Below are 18,366 nucleotides of genomic sequence, written 5' to 3'. Positions count from 1 at the left end.
CCCCCTCACTCCTCTCTGCCAACTAAGACCTATGAGCTATTACATTTCGCCTCGCTTTCTCGACAAACTGGCGATCCACATCACAAAAAACTACCTGGAGATTCCCAGTGTCAAGGTGCCATTAATTCTAGGCATTCATGGACGCAAGGGCGAAGGCAAATCCTTTCAGTGCGAACTAGCCTTTGAGCGCATGGGTATCAATGTGGTTTACATGTCTGCTGGCGAACTCGAAAGCCCCGATGCAGGCGATCCCGGTCGTTTGGTGCGCTTGCGCTATCGAGAAGCGGCTGAACTGGTGAAAGTGCGCGGCAAAATGGCAGTGTTGTTGATTAATGACATCGATGCGGGCGCTGGACGAGTCGATCAATACACTCAATACACCGTTAACACCCAGAACGTGAACGGGACGTTGATGAATATTGCGGACAATCCCTCCAACGTACAGCTTCCGGGTAGCTACGAACTGGAACCCAATAGACGCGTGCCGATCATCGTGACGGGAAATGACTTTTCTACGCTGTATGCACCGTTGATTCGCGATGGGCGGATGGACAAGTTCTTTTGGGAACCCGATCGCGCCGATCGCATTGGTATTGTCAACGGCATCTTTGAGGCAGATGGCGTTCAGCGTGGAGCGGTCGAGACCCTGGTAGATACTTTCCCCAATCAATCGATCGACTTTTATGGAGCAGTGCGATCGCGCCTCTACGACGAACAGGTCAAAGCTCTGATTGATGAAGTTGGGCTCGATCGTATCTCTCAGCGAGTGGTCAACAGCGATCAGGCAGCGCCGATCTTCCGCAAACCCAATTTCAACTTGCCACACTTGCTGGAGGTGGGCCAGCAGCTAGTCGCCGAACAGAAACGGGTACAAGAGATGGGGCTAGCAGAGCAATACAACAAAGCGCTGTACTTTAACCGCAAGTTAGGCAATACAGGTGAACAGGCATCGGCCAAAGAAGAAGCGCCTGCCGCCAATGCTCCGTACTATCACAAGTACGACTCTGGCAATGCTGCTGGCAGCGGTAATGGACAGAGCAACCCGCAGCCAGCCTCATCGAGCTACGCTGGTCAGCACTCCAGCACTAGGCTTACCCCAGACGTTGTCACTCAGGTCAACCAAATTTTGAAGCAAGGGCATCGTCTGGGCATTGAGTACGTCGATGAACGTCGCTTCCGTGCGAACTCCTGGAATTCCTACGGTTCGTTTCAGGGGCAAGCATCAGAGGCGATCGCGGCTCTAGAAGCGTGCCTCGACGAAAATCCAAAAAGCTACGTACGGCTCGTGGGTATTGATCCAGCCAATCGCAGCAGAGTAACTGAAACGATCATTCAACGACCCAGCGGTAAGGTTGCTACAGCCTAGGTGGGCATTCTGTAGGGACGTTGCATGGAACGTCCCTACAGAGTAGAACTAAGGCTTGATAGGCGATCGCCGTTGACGCAACCGGGCAACACCCAAACCGCCCAAACCGAGCAGCAATCCTGCAACAGTTGATGGTTCTGGTACGCCAGCAGCATTAGTCGCGACAACACCGATCGGGCGTTCTAAACTGCTGTTTGTAAACAGAGCACCGGAAAACGTCGCAGCACTGCCCTCAGCATCGGCATACGCCAACACAGAGCCAATGTTTTTGTTGGTGGTGTCAAAACCGATCGCGTATAAGTTCTCACTGTTGTCACCCGATCCAAAGGTCAGACTGCCAACAAAATTGCTGCTGGGAATTGTACCTGTGTAATTGGTAGATATCACACTGAGCAACGAGTCCGCCAAATCATATTGACGGATGCCACCCGCAAAATCACTGACATAAAGGCTGTCCTCGCTCGGTGCCAGTGCTAACCCCAAGAGACTAATGAAGCCTGGAGTTTCTGGCAAAAGATCTGGTTGATCAATAAAAACGCTAGGCGTTGCAGTTGACGCTAAACCTGCCACTTGCTCTGGGGTATAGCGCAGCACCTGACTCGCATAGGCAAAAGCCAAATCGCCCTTCACATCATTGGCAGTTCCTTCAGTGGTGACATACAGACTGCCATCGGGCGCAAACAACAGCCCATTTGGACCGTTCAAACCATTGAGCGTCCCAAAGCCACCGTTATGATCAGAAGCAAAAACGCCTAAAAATGCCCCTGTAGTGCCGTCGTAACGTAAGATTTCGTTCGTCCGAAAACTACTGACAAATAAGCTGCCGTCTGGCCCAAATGCATTGCCATACGGACGAATTAACCCACTACCAGAGGCTGCCACACCCAGAAATTCGCCGATCGGGCTAAACCGGAGTACAGCAGAATCTTGAGGATAGGTTGGATCAAACAAATTCAGACCACTATTGCCACCGCTACTAACGTAAACGTTGCCATCAGGGCCAATCGTGAGATCATCAGGTGCTCGGAGTCCACCCAGTCCAGGGGTTACAAAGTTACCTTGAAAAGTGCCTGTACTCTCATCAAAAATGATGATGGTGTTACTTTCACTATTGCCAATCAGCAAAGCGGCATCCGCTTTAGCAGCAGCAAAACCAATCAATGTAAAAAGACTAAGAAAGACTGGAGCGTGCAGGCGAATCTTCATGAAGCTTGCGTGTTGATAAGAACGGCACACTTATCTTCTGGAACCGTCCATATCAGCACTGTGTTGGCAGTTACAAATTAGTACTACTTTCACGCATAGTGGGCTTAATGTAAAGTTTTTGTGAAGCAAACCAGTACTTGTTGCGTCGATCGTACGATCGCATAGCTAAATTCAGCGTCCATAAAACCGTTTTCTTTAGCCGTAACGTCTAAGACTGAACAGTAAACCGCTTTGTGTCATGGTCACTTTCTCAAAGCCTTGTACACTAGCGCGGCTACTTCAGCTCTAGTCGTGACCTTAGTGGGGTTAAGCGTTTTGGGATCAGCATCATTCAGCACTAGCCCTGCTTCCGTCGCAGCTGCAATTTTATCCGTGGCATACTTAGGAATCTGCGCTGCATCTTGATAGCGACTTAACACTTGAGCGGGCGGCAACTTCGCTTGCAGATTCAAGCCTGTTGCCAATGCCAGCAGCACTTGTAATCTAGGAATTTGGCGATTGGGCTGAAAACTGCCGTTGGGAAAGCCACTCATAAAACGAGTCTGCGTTGCTTCATCGATCGCCGCGATCGCCCAATAGTTAGGCTGTAAATCGTTAAACTTGAGCGCCTCCCGACTGGTTGGTTGATTAAATGCCAGTCGAATAATCTCTGCAAACTCGGCCCGTGTAATGGGCTTGTTCGGCTGGAAGTTGCCATCAGGAAAGCCATCTAAAATGCCCTTGGCACTTAAGGCGGCGATCGGCACACCCGCCCAGTAACCACTCGGCACATCGGCAAATTGCTTCGCTTGGGCAGGCGGAGAAGAGGTTGCTTGTGAAGGAGTAGGCGCTTGTGGAGCCACCGCAATAAAGGGGGCTACCGGGACTGGCGCTGGATTTGCAGGTGTTTCAATCGGTACAGACACAGAAGGAGGAGCCGTTCTATATGCTGTAGAGCCAATCGGCGATGCCGCTACTGCCGGCAGAGAAGGCGCTATTGATGGCGTTGGCGAGGGCACTGACGCAGTGGGTGATGACATTAACGGCACACTCAGACCACTATCTTTCTGGCCGATCGACCAGAAAAAGATCACCCCAATGCTAGTGAGAGCAACAAAGACAGCGATTAACTCATCGGTACTGAGCCGCTTACCGTCTGATTGAGGGTCAGGAGGAGTTGTCATTGGCGGGGTAGCTAGGTGACAGCATACACAGCTAATCCTAAAGCAGACTGACGAAAATTGATCAGCTGCGATACCCTAAAAAAACTAAAAATTTGGAAATCAGACTGACACCACTGAGCAAAAGTGAGTCTCGAATGCCCTCACTGCTCAAAAACCTTTTTTATCAAAAAATCTGGTTTTGGCATCAGCTCAAAACGCGTGTGAGCATGCTTAGCCCTACAACTGCAGAGTTAACAATAGCTTCACCTAACGCCCCGTAGCTCCACGGTTGTAGCGCCTGTGGCCAATACAAGAGACTAAAGATGTCGATGTTTATTGCTGAAAGGCTCAAACCAATGCCAAGACTGCCCCAACGTGATGCTCAAACACTGGAAAAGAATGCGATTTGCCTTGTTTCGCCCAATGGAGAAGTGACCGTTATTCAACCTGATAAAAGCTTACCCAACCAGAAGCGGGAAACGATCAATCCACTGTCATGATCCTGTTTGAACTGCGATGTCTTGCTTCAGCGGTCTCAAGCCAGCTGAGAAGTCTGACACCACGTGCATCAATCAATGTGTATCAATCAACCGCCTTATACAGCCGTTTGCAAAGGGGGCAGCTACAGCGCAAGCATCTTGTTCGCAAGCATAAGCGAGACGCTCACACTACATTGATGTGGCTTATGTAAACGAAAATTGTTGTCAGTTATGCTAGGCATCTTTTTGAAATTGCACGCTCCAGATCTCTAGCTCCTGGATGGTTTCATACCCATATTTACCCGTTTGCAGAACGGCTTTCTGGTTGACAATGCCATCGTTGGCGATCGTCACCTCACGCACGTACTGTTCCGGTGTGGAATGACCAGGGATCACGGCGGTATTCACCCCATCCATACCCATCACGATCGCGCCGCTACGACGGATGTTGGATTTCTCCAAAATCAGCACGTCCCCGCACTGGTTGCTATAGGGACTATTAAAGATGCTTGCAGGCATACTTGGTACTGATAGTTTGCTCAAAATCAGAAATCCGCGTTTATAGTGCAAGGTGCTAGTGCGTCTGCAGGGCATGTTTGCCAAGCAATGATCACTCATCACTGACGATCGACTGGAGTGAATTTGACTCCATAGAAGCCTCGGTCGTTTTAGCGACATGCTTCCTTAAGGTGATGGTCTCATCGGTGCCCTTTCCAGTGCGGCGTTGTTAAGAATAATAGGAACCTCGTTTGCCATATACACCGCCATGTAGAGCATGTTTTGGCGCTCTGGATTGGCAAAACTAACGGTGTAAAGCATGTCATCTTGCTGCCACATGATTGATGAGAAGGCAGAGGCTGGGTATTTGGCCGTTCCCATCAACAAATAGCCGCGAATGGTTTTTGTGAGCTGAATGGGTGCAGCCGCTGCAACATGCTGTTGGTATTCCTGCTGTGCTTGAGGCGTCTTCGCCAGTACTGCCGAAAAGGTACCGATGCGGCAAAATTGCGAATCATCTTCACAGCTATACAGCCCCACTGTAAGGCGCGGTGGTGAATCTGATGTGGCAATCCGTACGCTCAATTTTTGAATGAATTCTTCATCCGCAGGCTCGCTTAACAGCACTTGGGAGGGGAGGCGCATGACAAAGTTGGGCGGCAAATTTTGACGGATACGATCGAGATGAGGCGTGAAAACTCTAGCAGGACCGGCAAGCGCGATCGTTGAACCATCTGTCAAGCTCAGACAAAGCGCTGTGACTGCGATTCTTCTAAAGAATCGTTGTGCTTTGGTACGGCTATACCGCCTGCACCAAAGCAAGCTGAAAAGACACTGCACTACACCAACCTGCTAATCACTAGATGAAATTTTACATTGAAAAGATTTTACAGCAACCGCATCCTTCGTCAAAGACGGCTGATCAGATCGGGTGTAGTGCTGCTGCGCTATCAACCCATAGCGAGACTTTTTTGAACAAACCCTATGGGATAATGCTGTCTTTAGAGGAATGCTCATGGCTGCCGCTTACATTCAAGACGAAACCGAGTTTGATCGGCTGCTGCAAGCTGAGTCGTTGTTTGTCGTAGACTGCACAGCTTCATGGTGTGGACCTTGCAAGCTGGTTGCGCCCTTGATGGATCAACTGGCAGAGGAGTATGGCGATCGTGCCAAGGTTTTTAAGCTAGATCTCGATACCAACAAGCCAGTTGCCACGCGCTTTGGCGTCCGTAGTATTCCCGCTGTGATGATCTTCAAGCAAGGAGAATTGGTCGAAACAGTGATTGGTGCCAAACCCTACGACGCCTTTAGTAGTGCGCTTGCTAAATATTTGATCTAAGACGGTGTGCGAACATGGCTGACGGTTGAGTGATCAGTGATCAGCAGTCAGTGATTAGTGATTAGTGATTAGTGATTAGTGATTAGTGATTAGTGATTAGTGATTAGTGATTAGTGATTAGTGATTAGTGGTTAGTGATTAGTGATTAGTGGTTTGTTTATCCAGATTTGATGCCCGCCTTGCTAGACAAGCGTGTAGCGACAAAGAACCGTATCATCAAGACAAACGTTTACGTGTAGCCTCTTTACACTGTTTCTCATGCCAGCACTCTCCTATGTCTGAAACGTCTACTGCCACTCCCAACCGGAAGCCCAGTCAAACGGAACACACCCTGACGCTGCCCGATCGACAGATTCAGTACACGGCTTTAGCCGAGTGGCAAACCTTGTTTGACCAGGACAAGCCCGTCGCGGAAATGTTTTATGTAGCCTATCTTGCTCAATCAGAGGCGGCTGCACCACGATCGCTGACATTCGTGTTTAACGGTGGGCCTGGAGCGGCATCTGCTTATTTACACATGGGAGCGCTCGGTCCTCAACGCATTGCTTTTGGCACACAAGGTACGTTGCCCAAACCGCCGGTATCGGTTGTAGAGAACGCTGAGAGTTGGTTGAGCTTTACAGATTTGGTGTTCATTGATCCGATCGGCACTGGTTTTAGCCGTAGTTTGCCACGAGATAAAGAGGCACAGGAGCAAGCGACCGCTAAGTCTAAGGCGGCAGATGCACCCAGAGAGACTGAGTTTTGGGAAGTGGAGCGGGATTTAAAAGCGTTGGGAGAATTCATTCAACGCTTTCTCTCGCGCCAGAAGCGTTGGCTGTCCCCCATTTTTATTGCTGGAGAGAGCTACGGTGGCTTTCGCGTGGCTCGGTTAGCCCGCAAGCTGCAGCAAGAGTTTGGCATCGGGCTTTCGGGTGCCATTTTGATCTCGCCTGCGTTGGAGTTTAGCCTACTGGGCGGCAGCGATTACGATCTGACGTCCTGGGCCACCTTGCTTCCGTCCTTTGCAGCCTCGGCCGCGCATCACGATCGCGCCCAATGGTCAGGTAAACCGGGCGATTTAGCGGCTCATACAGCAGCAGCCGAGCAGTTTGCCCTCAAGACCCTGATTCCACTGTTAGCAATGGGCGATGCGCTGCCAGTCGATGAGCGTCAGGCGGCGTATCAGCAGCTAGCGGACTTAATTGGCTTGCCGCTGGCTCTAGTCGAAAGGCAAGCCGGACGGATTGGCATTGAAGTCTTTGCGCGATCACTGCTGCGCGACCAGGAACGGATTGTCGGATTGTATGACGCCTCGATTACCGCGATCGATCCGTTTCCCGATCGGGTGTTATATGAAGGCATTGATCCGACACTAGATGGACTCGATCGGCTGTTCACCGGTGCGATCAATAGTCATTTGCGGGACACCTTGGGTATTGAAACCGATTTGACCTATCAGCTCCTCAACCTGGAAACGTTTAAAGCCTGGAAGTTTGACCTCAAAGGCGAGTTACGGCAGGGCTTTATCGGGGCAGTAGACGATTTGCGCGTGGGCATGACGCTGAATCCCTACATGCAGGTGTACATCACGCACGGCCTGTTTGATCTAGTCACGCCGTATTTCGCCTCAAACCACCTGGCAACGTTGATGAAACTTAACGCTGAAATTCGCCCTAACCTGACGCTGAAACATTTTCAGGGTGGACATATGTTTTATACCTGGGAGACGTCACGCCAGCAGTGGTTTGCTGAAATGCAAGACTTTTATCAAACGGCGATCGCGTGATTTTATACGGCGAATGGTTCGGGTGATTGGGTGAGAAAAGTGAGGACAAGCCACGTGATTGAAGTGTCACCCTTGAACGCAATCGTTGGATTGATTAGCCTTACGGTTTACCCAGCCTCCTTTAAGAACCGAAGCTAATGAAACCCCCCACTACAACAGCGACCTTCTGCCTGAACCAATTCAATGGCAGACGGTACTTTTTGAGATATCTAGCTGGTGGCGCGATCGCGGCGCTGTCAGTCGGCTACCTGCGACCCGCACAGAGCCTGGAAGCAAGTCTGGAAGAACTCTGCTCTGCCTTTCCACTCAACTCTCGCTGTAAAGATTACTTACCCGGTGTGCAGGCAACCGATGTTAAAGGACAACCGGTTGCGGTGGATCAGCTCTTAACGGGCGCTCAACCGGGTAGTCGGATCGCCGTCAAGGGGCTCGCTGATCCAGCGATCGGATACCTGGTCGTGACGGATGGGCCCAAAATTGCCGAGTACGCGATCGGCACAACCTGTACCCACTTGGGCTGTACAGTCGCCTGGAAACCAGAGCAGAAGCGGTTCGTTTGCCCCTGTCATGGCTCCCAGTATGACGATCAAGGTCGCGTGGTACAGGGACCTGCTCGACGTCCCCTCGGCTTGCTAACGGTGGTTGTCAAGCAAAATCAAGTACGACTAGTGTCGCGGACTCCTGCCATTGACCCACGGTGATAGAAGGCATAGGCAATTTGGGCAGCTATCGGCTATCAGCTATCAGCTATCAGCTTTTCTCTAAGCGCTGACGGCTGAGCGCTGACAGCTAACAGCTCCAAGTATGAATGAACTCCTTTACAACTACTACGTGGTGTATTCCGCGTTGATTTTCACGTAATCGTAGCTGAGGTCGCAGCCCCAGGCTTTGCCAGAGCCGGAACCATCGCCCACGCTAACGGCGATCGCTACCGTATCCTCCTTCAAATAGGCTCCCAAGGCGGCTTGTCTCAGGTAATTACTGGCGGCAGCACGATCGAACGGTTGCGGTTGACCCTGCTGCATCATCAAAAACTCACCCAGCTTGATTTGTAGATGATCCTGGTTGAACAACACGCCAGCACGCCCAGCCGCTCCAGCAATGCGTCCCCAGTTGGGATCACGACCGAAGATAGCAGCTTTGACCAGGGATGATCCAGCAATGGTGCGAGCGATTTGACGCGCTTCTGCGTCACTAGTTGTGCCGGAAACCTGGACTTCTACCAGGCAGGTTGCGCCTTCACCGTCTCGCGCGATCGCTTTTGCGAGATAAATACACACCTCGGTCAGCATGGCCTCTAACTTGTCTGCCTCAGGTCCCGCTTCTGTAATGGCCGGTGTGCGTGACTGTCCATTAGCTAAGGCAATCAGCGAATCATTTGTGCTAGTGTCGCCATCCACGGTGATCTGGTTAAAGCTGCAATCTGCGGCACGGCTGAGCATTTGCTGCCAGAGCGGTGGCGAAACAGCCGCATCGCAGGTAACAAACGCCAGCATCGTTGCCATGTTGGGATGAATCATCCCGGAACCCTTGGCAATGCCCCCGATCCGAACCGGACGATCGTGAAAGGTTGTTTCCAGTGCGATCGCCTTTGTCACCAAATCAGTAGTGGTAATGGCCTTTGCCGCACTCTCTGCGCCATCCTCTGAAACGCTGGCAACCAGTTTTGGCAAAGCGGCTTTGAGTGCATCCAGCTTAATTCGCTGACCGATGACGCCAGTAGAAGCCAGCAAAATCAATTCTGAAGGCATGTCTAGCGCTTGACTGAGCGCTTGAGCGCTTTCCAGAGCATCTTCCAAACCAAGAACACCTGTAGCAGCGTTTGCCTGTCCAGCGTTGCACAAAATCGCACGAGCGCTGGCTTTTGTCTGGAGACGCTCCCGGCAGTAATCGACGCACGCTGCTCGAACTTGACTGGTGGTAAAGACGCCAGCCGCTATCGCTTCGACATCAGAGAGAATCAGCGTCAGGTCGGGTAAACCTGATGGTTTCAGACCCGCTGCCATCCCCACGGCTCGATAGCCTCTAGGTGCCGTAATGCTTCCAGGAATTTCCTGCCAATCCGCCATGCCTGCCTCCACTTACTCACTGCATGACAGGCGATTATATCAGGGGCGTGGGGTTTTAACTGTTAACAGTTAGCATCATGTGTTGGAATCGTGGGGTCGGCGATCGGCGGTTGCCATAAGAGTCTGGCTGTGTCTGCCTGCTAAAACCAGCCAACTGTCGTCAAGTTAAAGCTTGGGGCTTGCGGTTGCAACCGCCGCTAACGGGGAAGGTCTGTTACATAAATCGGGTCAACTGCACACGATACCGATCTTTTTTGGTCACGGCAATTTCACCGACTTCAACGCGACCTTTGCCACGAATGGCAATCAAATCACTGGCTTTCACCGCATGACTGGCGCTAGTGATTTCCTTCCAGTTGACGCGCACATCCCCACTGTTAATCAGTTCTGCCATTTTACTCCGCGACATGCCAAAACCCGCAGAGGCGATCGCGTCCAGCCGCAGTGAGGCTTCAACGGTTGTGAGTTCTTTCTTCTTCGGTTCGCGTACTTTCAGTTCTGCTAAATCGATACGACGTGTTTTGACAGGCACCGATCGCACTTGATTCAACTGCAACTCCAGAAATTCGACCAGTTCCGGCACCGCGATCGCCTGTGCACCCCGCTCACCCAGTACGATGATGTCACCGACCTTTTCGCGCACAATGCCAGTGCCCAACAGCGCACCCAAAAAATCACGATGAGTTGCCTGGTCAAAGAGGAAGTTTCCTGCCACTTCCAGTACCGCGATTTCAACCTGCGTAGCGTCCAAAGGCAGATCAGTACGGGCGATCGCCAGACGCTGCCGTTCTGCTTGGGGATAGCCACCCCAGGCCACAAACTGTACTTCAGAGAGGCGACTGAACGCTTGCTGCACCTCTGCGATCTCTGGTGGCGAGAGAAAATCGGTTTGCACCACAGCCCAGGTTTTGATGGCCTGATCGGCCTGATCAATGACTCGCGCTAATACGTCTCGGTTCTCAACGCGCTTTAAAAGTTCTTCCCTGGGTAACATAACACCACTTTGCTAACAAGACACTTACTGGACTGACGCAAACCTCGGAGGTTTTAACCAGGCATTAAACCTCTGACTAACCTTGACGCTTAAACCTCCGAGGTTTTGACCAAACGCGTACGCCCAACTTATTCTAACGAGCCGTGAGCGAGCCCGCGTGATGCCTTCCCGATCGAACGCGAAAAACTATACTGTTGTGCAGATTGCAGGACGCCTGGCGTTCGTTAAAAACGAAGAACGTTCCTTACTGGTTCGCGATCGATGCAGCGCACGGTTCCAAAACGATCCACTCAAACGCGATTGCAGCCCAAGCGATCCTCCTCAAAATGAGCCATTCAAAAGCACCTACAAGCCATAGTCACGGCTGATCCAATCGAGTCTGCTGAAGCGATCGGCCTGCGATATGTCACGGACGATATTCCTGGCATTCAGCGCCAACGCTCTGGTAAGAAGAATTTCACCTACTTTGATGTAAAGGGCGATCGTATTCGTACTCCAGAAGAAATCCGGCGGATTGACGCCCTGGCTATTCCACCGGCTTATCAGGACGTGTGAATTTGCCCCTTTGCGAAGGTCATTTACAGGCAACTGGACGTGATGCCAAGGGACGCAAGCAGTATCGCTACCATCCTCTATGGCGATCGATCCGCGACCAGAGTAAGTTCACTCGCATGCTAGTCTTCAGCCAATCGCTACCGCAAATTCGGCAACGCTTGGAGCATGATCTCTCTTTGCCGGGATTGCCAAAAGAAAAAGTGCTCGCAGCGATTGTGCGCTTGATGGAACTAACCCGTGTCCGCGTTGGCAATGAAGAATATGCTCGTTCTAATCAGTCCTCTGGCTTGACGACGTTGCGGGATGAGCATGTCAACATTGCAGGCTCCAAGCTCCAGTTTCGGTTTCGGGGTAAAAGTGATGTGGAGCACGAGATTGAGCTTGCCGATGAGCGCTTAGCCAAAATCGTCAAGCGCTGTCAGAATATCCCTGGTCAAGAGCTCTTTCAATACCGTGATGAGGCAGGGCAGTATCAGTCGATCGACTCTGGCGCTGTCAATGATTATCTGAAAGCCATCACTGAGCAAGACTTTACGGCTAAAGATTTTTGCACCTGGGCAGGGAGTGTTCTTGCGGCATCAGAGTTGGCAACGATCGGCCATCGATGACTTTGGTACACCAAACTCTTTTGCCAGCAGTTGAATGAGTTCTTGATTCGCTTTACCGTCGATCGGAGCCGCTTTAAGCTGAATTGTTAAACTGCCATCGTCTTCATGCCGAAGGGTCTGCTGAAGAGCATTGGGTTTGACTTTGACGCTGAGAATTTTCACTGGAGTCTCGCAGGGGCGGGGTTGAACGGCAGGTACTCGGTTCTGCTGTTGCTTTGTAGCAAGACCCACCCCTACTTGCAAGAGGCGTTACTTGATAAATAACATCTCTTGATACTTCGGCAGCGGCCACAAATCGTCGGCCACTTCGCCTTCCAGGGCGTCAGCGTATTCTCGCACCTTATCCATCAACGGACGGAGGGTAGTTGCAGAATACTGCATGTGTTCCTCTGTGCTAGCAAAGTCATGCTTGCCTAAGGCCTCGCTTAACTTGCTGACAGTGTCCATCATCAGTTTGGTGAGGGCAGCAACCTTCTCAACGCTTTCTGCTTCTAATGCGACACCGATCGCCTTCAGACTGCTAATGGTGCCAGACAGTTCAGACAAGTAGCGGAACGCGGCAGGGTAGATCACGGTTTTTGCCAGACTGATCACCAGCTTAGCTTCCATCTCAATCACCTGAATGTACTGTTCAGAATAGACTTCGAAGCGGCTTTCGAGCTCAACAGCTGAAAGTACACCGGTGCGCTCAAACAGTTCCTCAATGTGCTTGGCTTTGAGCATCGGCAACGCATCGGCAGTGGTCGGTAAGTTTAATAAGCCCCGTTCAACTGCCAGCTTGTGCCACTCTTCAGAATAGCCATTGCCGCCAAACACCACTGGACTATGCAAATCCATCACTTCTTTGAGCACGGTGTAGGCAGCAGCGCTCATCTCAGCGCCTTTGGCTAACTCAGCTTCTAGCTCATCGGCAATCCAGATCAACGAATCGGTCAGAATGGTGTTCATTGCCACCAAGGGTCCCGAAACCGCCTGGTTAGAACCAACTGCCCGGAATTCAAAACGGTTACCAGTAAAGGCAAACGGTGATGTACGGTTGCGATCGCCCGGATCTTTGGGGAACTCAGGCAAGGTATCGACACCCAGGTTCATCACTCCAGCGTGGGCTGAGTCCTTCACCTCTCCTTTCTTAATCTGCTCGAACACATCTTCGAGCTGAGAACCCAGATACACCGAAATAATAGCGGGTGGCGCTTCGTTGGCACCTAAACGGTGATCATTGCTGGCAGAGGCGACTACAGCACGCAGAAGCGGGCCATATTTGTGCACGCCGCGAATCACAGCACCGCAGAAGAGCAGAAACTGTAGGTTGGCGTGAGGTGTATCGCCTGGATCGAGTAAGTTCCCTTGGGTCGCATTGCCCACCGACCAGTTGACGTGTTTCCCAGAGCCGTTAATGCCTGCAAACGGTTTCTCGTGCAGGAGGCAGATAAACCCATGCTTCTTCGCAGTGTTTTTGAGAATGGTCATGGTCATCTGTTGATGATCACTCGCCACGTTTGCCGCTTCAAAGAAAGGTGCAAGTTCAAACTGACCAGGTGCAACCTCGTTGTGCCGGGTTTTTGCTGGAATACCCAACCGATACATGCGCTCTTCTACATCTTGCATAAAGACTTGAACGCGTTCTGGAATCGCGCCAAAATAGTGGTCATCGAACTGTTGACCTTTGGCAGCGGGTCTGCCGAACAGTGTTCTGCCAGTCAGCAGCAAATCGGGGCGGCTATTGGCAAAGTGAGAATCGACCAGGAAGTATTCTTGTTCGGCACCACAGCTTGAGTTAACGGTCGCTACGTCAGTGTGGCCCAACAGCTTTAACAACCGGGTAGCGGCTTTACTCATAGCAGCATTGGAGCGGAGTAACGGCGTTTTCTTATCCAGCGCCTCACCGCTCCAGGAGATGAAGACAGTGGGAATGCACAAGGTCACGCCATTATCGGTTTGCATGACATAGGCAGGACTGGTCACATCCCAAGCTGTATAGCCCCGTGCTTCAAAGGTAGAGCGAATGCCACCGTTGGGGAATGAAGAGCCATCGGGTTCACCCTGCACCAGCACTTTGCCAGTAAATTCTGTAATGACCGAGCCATCACTTTGCACCGAGACGAACCCGTCATGTTTTTCGGCGGTAATGTTGGTCATGGGGTAGAAGACGTGGGCATAGTAGAGCGCGCCCTTAGAAATCGCCCAATCTTTCATGGCTGCGGCAACAACGCCTGCAGCTGAAACATCCAGTTTGCCACCCGTTTGCACGGTTTTCTTGATGGCTTTGAAGACATCTTTGGGCAGACATGCCTGCATTTTGTTCAGGGTAAAGACGTCGGTTGCCCACAACTCTTCCAAGCGACTTGGAGTTTTAGGCGGCAACACCTCTCGATCGGTAATTTGACAAATGGCTGCAAAGCGTGATTCATTGCCACTCATAATGCTGATTCCTGAGGATACTAAACTTACAAAGCGTACTTGGTCACGTTCCGACAAAAGGTATAAACGATAGCAAAGTTGAGGAGTCTCTGCGATCAGTAGATCTGCGGCACAAAGAATTGCTCATTCCGTGGCGGGCGTACGTAGTCATGGGGCGCACTCTTACGGGGTGCCAGTTCCAGCGGTTCCGGTGTCATATCGACGTACGGAATTTTGCTGAGGAAATGGCGAATACAATTTAGACGAGCCCGTTTCTTATCGTCTGCCTCGACCGTGAACCACGGCGCTTCTGGGATGTTGGTATGGGCAAACATCATGTCTTTGGCTTGCGAATATTCCACCCAACGATCGCGCGATTCCAGATCCATCGGGCTCAGCTTCCAGCGACGAGCCGGGTCAATGGTGCGCGACTGAAAGCGACGCTCCTGCTCGTCATCGCTAACCGAAAACCAATATTTCAGCAGAATGATTCCAGATCGCACCAGCATCCGCTCAAATTCGGGGCAGGTTTGCATGAATTCCTGATACTGCGCCTCCGTGCAAAAGTTCATCACATGCTCGACTCCAGCACGGTTGTACCAACTGCGATCGAAGCACACGATTTCACCGGCTGCGGGCAAGTGGGGCACATAGCGCTGGAAGTACCATTCGGTTTTTTCGCGATCGCTCGGTGTACCCAACGCCACTACTCGACAGCCACGGGGATTGAGTGGTTCTGTAATACGCTTAATAGTGCCGCCCTTGCCCGCAGCATCTCGCCCTTCAAAGAGAATGACAATGCGAGTTCCAGTATGCTTTGCCCAATACTGCATTTTCACCAGCTCCACTTGCAGGCGAGCGAGTTCTTTTTCGTACGCCTTGCTGGATAGCTTAGAACTGCCCTCGCCTTCAGAGATGTAATGAAAAACCCTTGGCTCTTTGCTTTTGAGCCCAGTTTGCTTTACCTTTTTCAGTTTTTCCCTGTCCTTCTTGTCCTTCTTGGTTTTCTTGTCCTTTTGCTTGAGATCCGCGGTTGGTAGGAGGGGCTCTGCGATCGCAGACGCAGGTTGATCACCGTTGTTGGTTTCAGTTTCCATAGTTGCTCTTAAAGAATTGAGATTTTGAATGACTGAATCAGATTGGGGTAGGTGTGAGACCAGACCAAAATCTTAAAGGCATATGCCTTAGCCCTGCCTAGCCGTCCGTGTGGTGTAAGTGGAGCGAGGATGCTGATTAAAAAATAAACCCATAGTTTAGAGCCGTGGTCAGGAGGCAATCTTGCGTGCAGGTGATAGCTAAACCTTGCCTGCCTAACCACTCCAACGCGTAACATCTAAAAGCTCAAAGATTAAGAAAATAACTTGATACCACTCCTGCAAACCTGTGGCACACTGTCAAGGAAATGTAACCGTAATAAACCGCAAGCACTAAACGCTGGAATCGCTAAACCAAAACAGCTAAAACGCAAAAATAGAGTTTTATATTCGCCTTATAGTAAGAATATAAAAACCCAGATGTTTGTATCGTAGGTTGCAAATTGTGGTACGCAGAAAAAACTTTGGCAATCTAAAGCTTTAGAGACAAATTGAAATGCTTTCTGCTAAGGCGATTTCCGGCAAAGATTTTACCCTTCGACTCCGCTCAGGGTGCAAGCTGGCTGAGCGGAGTCGAAGACAGCGGGTAGTTTGTTTACTAGAAATCTCCTAACTAAAGCTTGATGCGATTACAGGGCAAATGGTGAGGTACGTGATTTTAGGGAGAGGCTGCAACAACCTTAACCAGAGTGCACGCAATATTAACTAGACCTTACCGCTCCATTAACTGAATCACTGATAGCCTGTTCAGGGGTTCGTTGATTTCTCTACCAGGCTTACCGAATGACGATCGCAGGCACGCGGAGTGCAGGTACTTCTGTCAATGATTGGAACTGTAGTTGTTGTGCTTTAGACCCTCTGACAGCATCTGCATCTGGTCAATCAACACGTCGTCTGTGGCTCGTTTTAGGGTTGCTAATCCTTCTCTGGATTGCAGAACTAAGTATTGGTTCATGGAGCCATAGTCTCTCGTTGCTTGCCGATGCGGGACATCTGTTTGCCGATGTGGGTGCGTTGCTGCTGACACTAGCTGCCAGTTGGTTTGCCCGTCGTCCGGCAGCCGGACGAGCCACCTTCGGCCACTGGCGAGTCGAACTGTTGGCCGCGCTGGCGAATGGGTTTGGCTTGCTGGCGATAGCGGCCTTGATCGCCTGGGAAGCGGTTGAACGTTTTCATTTTCCCGAACCAGTTTTAAGCCTACCGCTTTTGCTGGGAGCCGGATTGGGGCTGCTTGTGAATGGTCTTAACCTCAAACTGTTACACAAGCATAGCGCCCATGACCTTAATCTTCAGGGTGCTTTTCTACATGTTGTCGCGGATGTTGCCAGTTCGGTTGGCATTTTGGTAGCGGCACTGGTGATCTATGGGCTGCACTGGTTGTGGATCGATGCGGTCGCCAGCTTGATGATTGCTTGCCTGACGGGTCTAAGTGCTTTACCGCTGATTTGGAACAGTCTGGAAGTATTGCTCAACTACGCGCCGCGATCGGTCGATCCGGCGCTTGTGAGGGAGTTTCTGGAGTCCTCTCCGGGCGTTTGCCAGGTGCAGAAACTGCATATCTGGTCGATCGCCAGCAATCGGGCTGGGCTTTGTGCTCAGTTAGCGATTAAGCCATTGACGGCTGCGGAGCGTGATCGACTGCAATCGCAGTTGCAGGCTGAACTGAGCCATGCTTTTGGCATTCAGGACTCAACCTTGCAACTCACCAATCGGTTTGCGATCGGTGCGGAGACTCTGCATCCTTTACTGGAAGGCAGCTTACGGGCTCAAATCAGTACAACAACGACAACGACATTGAGCGGTTTAGTGAGGGGCTGTCAAGAAATAACGTCATAGACTGTAGCGGTCAGCCGTCACTGTAGCGGTCAGCCGTCAGCGGTCAGCCATGAGAGAAAAGCTGATAGCTGATAGCGCATTCAAACGTATGCCGTTATTTTTTAACAAGTCCTTAGTGTGGTTGGTGGCTTGGAACAGCCCCACAGTCGATGCTTGGAGCATGTTGCAAGCGTGGCACGCTTCACGCCCTCAAACAGAGTTCACGGTTCAACTAAGGAGATCGATCGCCATGTCAATTTTGGGTAAACGCCAGCGTTGGTTCGCTTGCTTTTTGAGTGGGTTGTTTGCAGCGATCGCGTTGTCTTTCGCCGCCATCACAGCGGTTCATCAGTCTGCTGAAGCATCTACTAATGCTTGGGGTAACCAGACAGACATCACGTCTGTCGGCGTTCGTGTTATGGCCGAGTCCGCTAGCTCTCATCAAGCGCCGAATTTCTACCAATAGTCCAACTGGCGACAAAGCCTAACGGACGACAAACCAAGTTCATTCGCTGGTGTGGATTGCCAATCCAGCAGTTTTACGCTGCTCTATTGTTTCGCATCTTAATTACCTGCACACTCAAGGTCTCTGCCAATGCTTCGCCTTTTTAGAACCTTCTCACGTCGGCTAGCGCTACTCGCCGCTACCGTCTTCACTTCGTCCTCATTGCTATTTAGCCAGATCGGACTTCTACCTGCCTTGGCCGACAGTGGCTCAGGTAACGGTGTCAACGTCATTCTGATGATTGGCGATGGCATGGGCTGGGAAATGGCCCGCGCTACCTCGATCGCAAAGGGTGCTCCCTTTTATAAGTCCGGTAAGGGCTCAGGGCTGTTTATGCAGCAGTTAAAGGGCTATACCTACGCCACGACCTATGGCACCACCATTCCTGGCTCAACGGGTGTCTACTCAGACGGCAACTCAGCGTTGGATGATTCCAATCCGCTGACTGGCGCTAGTGGTCTGTCAATTTTCAGTTGATGGGTAAAGTCGCTGTAGTTTGATGCGTGCATCGGCTGTCGTAAACCGCCA

Annotated in this window: 18 protein-coding genes; 9 read left to right on the top strand and 9 right to left on the bottom strand. The window is 51.2% G+C overall.

From position 1 onward, the window contains the following. The first annotated feature begins 31 nt into the window (after positions 1-31). Entirely contained in the window at positions 32-1,366 is a 1,335-nt protein-coding gene (locus tag C7B82_RS01905) for a RuBisCO small subunit-like domain-containing protein (protein ID WP_106254621.1), read from the top strand. Positions 1,367-1,414: 48 nt separating this feature from the next. Here C7B82_RS01905 and C7B82_RS01900 read toward each other — a convergent pair whose 3' ends face one another. Beyond that, positions 1,415-2,572 carry a Vgb family protein gene (locus C7B82_RS01900; protein ID WP_106254620.1) on the bottom strand — a complete coding sequence of 386 codons (1,158 nt, stop codon included), beginning with the start codon at positions 2,570-2,572 and terminating at the stop codon, positions 1,415-1,417. Positions 2,573-2,814: 242 nt separating this feature from the next. Then, entirely contained in the window at positions 2,815-3,735 is a 921-nt protein-coding gene (locus C7B82_RS01895) for an S-layer homology domain-containing protein (RefSeq protein ID WP_106254619.1), read from the bottom strand. 335 nt (positions 3,736-4,070) lie between these two features. On the opposite strand from C7B82_RS01895, the gene C7B82_RS31855 reads away from it, so the two are divergent. Further along, positions 4,071-4,214: a hypothetical protein gene (locus C7B82_RS31855; RefSeq protein WP_181357310.1), complete on the top strand. Its 144-nt coding sequence runs from the start codon at positions 4,071-4,073 to the stop codon at positions 4,212-4,214. Positions 4,215-4,427: 213 nt separating this feature from the next. Here C7B82_RS31855 and C7B82_RS01890 read toward each other — a convergent pair whose 3' ends face one another. Both C7B82_RS01890 and C7B82_RS01885 read right to left on the bottom strand, forming a co-directional pair. Beyond that, positions 4,428-4,712, bottom strand: a complete 285-nt coding sequence (locus tag C7B82_RS01890; protein WP_245939688.1) for a hypothetical protein — start codon at positions 4,710-4,712, stop codon at positions 4,428-4,430. Between the two features lie 165 nt (positions 4,713-4,877). Then, complete coding sequence (locus tag C7B82_RS01885; RefSeq protein WP_106254618.1) at positions 4,878-5,432, bottom strand: hypothetical protein; 555 nt, start codon at positions 5,430-5,432, stop codon at positions 4,878-4,880. A gap of 274 nt (positions 5,433-5,706) precedes the next feature. Between C7B82_RS01885 and trxA the strand changes: the two genes are divergently transcribed. The 3 genes from trxA (at position 5,707) to C7B82_RS01870 (ending at position 8,499) form a co-directional block, all read left to right on the top strand. Continuing rightward, the gene (gene trxA / locus C7B82_RS01880; RefSeq protein WP_106254652.1) at positions 5,707-6,030 is read left to right on the top strand and encodes a thioredoxin; all 324 of its coding nucleotides are present in this window, start codon (positions 5,707-5,709) and stop codon (positions 6,028-6,030) included. A 274-nt stretch (positions 6,031-6,304) separates the two neighbouring features. Further along, positions 6,305-7,798, top strand: coding sequence for a S10 family peptidase (locus C7B82_RS01875; protein WP_106254617.1), 1,494 nt, complete (start codon positions 6,305-6,307; stop codon positions 7,796-7,798). A gap of 137 nt (positions 7,799-7,935) precedes the next feature. Continuing rightward, on the top strand, positions 7,936-8,499 hold the full coding sequence (locus C7B82_RS01870; RefSeq protein WP_106254616.1) for a Rieske 2Fe-2S domain-containing protein: 564 nt from the start codon (positions 7,936-7,938) through the stop codon (positions 8,497-8,499). A gap of 126 nt (positions 8,500-8,625) precedes the next feature. Here C7B82_RS01870 and argJ read toward each other — a convergent pair whose 3' ends face one another. Together argJ and C7B82_RS01860 are read right to left on the bottom strand one after the other, a co-directional pair. Next, the gene (argJ, locus tag C7B82_RS01865; RefSeq protein ID WP_106254615.1) at positions 8,626-9,867 is read right to left on the bottom strand and encodes a bifunctional ornithine acetyltransferase/N-acetylglutamate synthase; all 1,242 of its coding nucleotides are present in this window, start codon (positions 9,865-9,867) and stop codon (positions 8,626-8,628) included. 214 nt (positions 9,868-10,081) lie between these two features. Beyond that, positions 10,082-10,861 carry a photosystem II electron transport protein, Sll1252 family gene (locus C7B82_RS01860; protein WP_106254614.1) on the bottom strand — a complete coding sequence of 260 codons (780 nt, stop codon included), beginning with the start codon at positions 10,859-10,861 and terminating at the stop codon, positions 10,082-10,084. A gap of 333 nt (positions 10,862-11,194) precedes the next feature. Between C7B82_RS01860 and C7B82_RS34935 the strand changes: the two genes are divergently transcribed. After that, a complete protein-coding gene (locus C7B82_RS34935) occupies positions 11,195-11,416 on the top strand; it encodes a hypothetical protein (RefSeq protein WP_422632140.1) in 222 nt (73 codons plus the stop codon). Positions 11,417-11,418: 2 nt separating this feature from the next. Then, positions 11,419-12,024, top strand: a complete 606-nt coding sequence (locus tag C7B82_RS01850) for a DNA topoisomerase IB (protein WP_245939687.1) — start codon at positions 11,419-11,421, stop codon at positions 12,022-12,024. On the opposite strand, the gene C7B82_RS01845 is transcribed toward C7B82_RS01850, so the two are convergent. The 3 genes from C7B82_RS01845 to ppk2 form a co-directional block, all read right to left on the bottom strand. Next, the gene (locus tag C7B82_RS01845; protein ID WP_245939686.1) at positions 11,995-12,255 is read right to left on the bottom strand and encodes a DUF167 domain-containing protein; all 261 of its coding nucleotides are present in this window, start codon (positions 12,253-12,255) and stop codon (positions 11,995-11,997) included. The genes C7B82_RS01850 and C7B82_RS01845 overlap by 30 nt on opposite strands. Before the next feature lie 18 nt (positions 12,256-12,273). Continuing rightward, on the bottom strand, positions 12,274-14,445 hold the full coding sequence (locus C7B82_RS01840) for a glutamine synthetase III family protein (protein WP_106254612.1): 2,172 nt from the start codon (positions 14,443-14,445) through the stop codon (positions 12,274-12,276). Between the two features lie 95 nt (positions 14,446-14,540). Continuing rightward, complete coding sequence (gene ppk2 / locus C7B82_RS01835; RefSeq protein ID WP_181357309.1) at positions 14,541-15,521, bottom strand: polyphosphate kinase 2; 981 nt, start codon at positions 15,519-15,521, stop codon at positions 14,541-14,543. A gap of 780 nt (positions 15,522-16,301) precedes the next feature. On the opposite strand from ppk2, the gene C7B82_RS01830 reads away from it, so the two are divergent. Further along, positions 16,302-17,354, top strand: coding sequence for a cation diffusion facilitator family transporter (locus C7B82_RS01830; protein ID WP_106254611.1), 1,053 nt, complete (start codon positions 16,302-16,304; stop codon positions 17,352-17,354). 574 nt (positions 17,355-17,928) lie between these two features. Further along, on the top strand, positions 17,929-18,315 hold the full coding sequence (locus C7B82_RS01820; RefSeq protein ID WP_106254609.1) for a hypothetical protein: 387 nt from the start codon (positions 17,929-17,931) through the stop codon (positions 18,313-18,315). The last annotated feature ends 51 nt before the right edge of the window (positions 18,316-18,366 follow it).

Origin of the sequence: Stenomitos frigidus ULC18, assembly GCF_003003795.1 — a bacterium.
GTDB classification, from domain to species: domain Bacteria; phylum Cyanobacteriota; class Cyanobacteriia; order Leptolyngbyales; family Leptolyngbyaceae; genus Stenomitos; species Stenomitos frigidus_A.
This window is presented reverse-complemented; position numbering and strand designations above follow the sequence as displayed.